Origin of the sequence: Vibrio sp. 10N.222.46.A1 (genome assembly GCF_041473595.1) — a bacterium.
Lineage (GTDB): Bacteria > Pseudomonadota > Gammaproteobacteria > Enterobacterales > Vibrionaceae > Vibrio > Vibrio tasmaniensis_A.
The window spans coordinates 1-2178 of sequence record NZ_JBFRSN010000549.1 but is presented as its reverse complement, the minus strand read 5'-3'; the positions used below and the strand labels follow the sequence as shown (position 1 = coordinate 2178).

The following is a 2178-nucleotide window of genomic DNA, read 5'->3' as shown; positions in this document are numbered from 1 at the left end:
AGGGAATGGATACGAGCTAGTTAAGTTTTTCTTCCTAATGACCTTTGCCGCAGCAATCCCTGCGATTGTATCCGGTGGTATTGCAGAACGTGCACGTTTCTATCCAATACTCATCGCAACACTGTTCACCGTAGGCTTTGTTTATCCATTCTTTGAAGGCATCATCTGGAACGGTAATTTTGGTTTCCAAGATTGGCTTGAGGCGCAATTCGGTTATGGCTTCCATGACTTCGCGGGCTCTGTTGTTGTTCATGGTGTTGGCGGCTGGATTGCATTGGTCGCGGTTTACTTCCTTGGCATGCGCAAAGGCCGTGTCCGCGCCGGCAAACACACTAACTTCGCACCATCAAACATCCCATTCTTAGCACTAGGTTCTTGGATCTTATGTGTGGGTTGGTTTGGCTTTAACGTGATGTCAGCTCAAGCTATCAATGGTATCAGCGGTCTCGTGGCAATGAACTCACTCATGGCAATGGTTGGCGGTATTCTTGCGGCTCTGATTGCAGGTAAAAATGACCCAGGCTTCATCCACAATGGTCCTTTAGCTGGTCTCGTCGCTATTTGCGCAGGCTCAGATTTAATGCACCCACTCGGCGCACTGGTAACAGGCGGCGTAGCTGGCGCATTGTTCGTTTACTTGTTTACTTACATGCAAAACAAAACACAGATAGATGATGTGCTAGGTGTGTGGCCTCTGCACGGTGTATGTGGTGCATGGGGTGGCATTGCAGCGGGTATCTTCGGTCAGCAAGCATTCTGGGGGCTAGGGGGCGTAAGCTTTACTGCTCAGATGGTAGGTACACTAGCGGGCATTACGGTAGCTTTAATCGGTGCATTGGTTGTCTACGGTGTGTTGAGCAAAGTAACTGGCCTAAGGTTAAGTGAAGAAGATGAGTTTAATGGCGCGGATCTTTCTATCCATAAGATCTCATCAATCAACGAAGACTGATCACGGTTCAATAGATAAACATCAAGCGGCTTCGGCCGCTTTTTTTGTGCCTATTTCATTTCTGAATAGCAGAGATCAAGCGAGTTATGTCACAAATAGCCAATGAATTCAGTTGGCTAAGACTATGGTCTAATCCCTAAAACTATTGTTGGAATTTGAACAGTGCTAAGCTGTTACCAAGTGACATATTGAAAAGGACGTTATATGCATTTCCCATATCGAAATATCGTAATTCTTACTGGCGCCGGTATCTCTGCGGAGTCGGGGATACAAACATTCCGAGCACAAGACGGATTATGGGAAAACCATAAAATCGAGGATGTTGCGACACCTGAAGGTTTTGCAAAAGATCCTGACCTTGTACAAGCGTTTTACAACAAGCGTCGTCATGGATTACAGAGTGAAAGTATCTTTCCAAATTCAGCCCACAAGGCGCTAGGAGAGCTTGAAGATAAGCTCGATGGCAAAGTAACCATCATCACTCAAAACATCGACAATCTGCACGAGAGAGGCGGTAGCAACAACATTATCCACATGCACGGTGAGCTTCTTAAGGCACGTTGTAGTGAGTCAAACCAAGTTCTAGAGCACAAAGACGACATTCATACTGGTGAATTGTGCCATTGTTGCCAGATACCAGCTCAAATGCGCCCTCATATTGTGTGGTTTGGCGAAATGCCATTGAGGATGGGCGACATTTATTCAGCGTTAGAAGAAGCTGATTTGTTCATCTCTATCGGGACATCAGGCGTGGTTTATCCTGCTGCAGGGTTTGTGCATGATGCGAAAATGCATGGAGCACATACGATCGAGATAAACCTCGAACCCAGTGCGGTAGAGAGTGAATTTGAAGAGAAACGTTACGGTAAGGCGAGTATCGAGGTACCTAAGCTAGTCGGTGAGCTACTGCTGTCAGAGAAGGGGTCTCTAACGGCCTGACCATTGTGCCAATAAATTGATTGACCCGCTTAAGGTTGGAACTTGAGAGCTCGTTATCAGCAACATTTATCATTTATCATTTATCAGTGGCAAACTGACATTTATTCAGATGAGGCTCTAGTCATCAGTTTGCCTTGTTGTCTCTATATTCAGGTAATTTGTTTCTAGATTAGGACAAGACGTGCACCAAGAGTTTTGAACAGGTCGTTGAGCTTTTTTCATTTCGTACATCGCCTTATCGGATTCAACCAATGCCTGTTTAAAATTATCTCGGTTGGTCACTTCGATAC

The 2178-nt window shown here is 45.5% G+C and carries 2 protein-coding genes and 1 pseudogene; 2 read left to right on the top strand and 1 reads right to left on the bottom strand.

All coding sequences use genetic code 11. The features are described 5' to 3' along the window. Positions 1–949, top strand: a 949-nt coding sequence (locus AB4496_RS15630; RefSeq protein ID WP_372131320.1) for an ammonium transporter, incomplete at its 5' end; no start/stop codon positions are given. Between the two features lie 204 nt (positions 950–1153). Then, on the top strand, positions 1154–1888 hold the full coding sequence (gene cobB / locus AB4496_RS15625) for a Sir2 family NAD+-dependent deacetylase (protein ID WP_009846726.1): 735 nt from the start codon (positions 1154–1156) through the stop codon (positions 1886–1888). Positions 1889–2005: 117 nt separating this feature from the next. Here cobB and AB4496_RS15620 read toward each other — a convergent pair. Continuing rightward, positions 2006–2178 (bottom strand): annotated as a pseudogene (locus AB4496_RS15620) (GGDEF domain-containing protein); the annotation flags it as partial.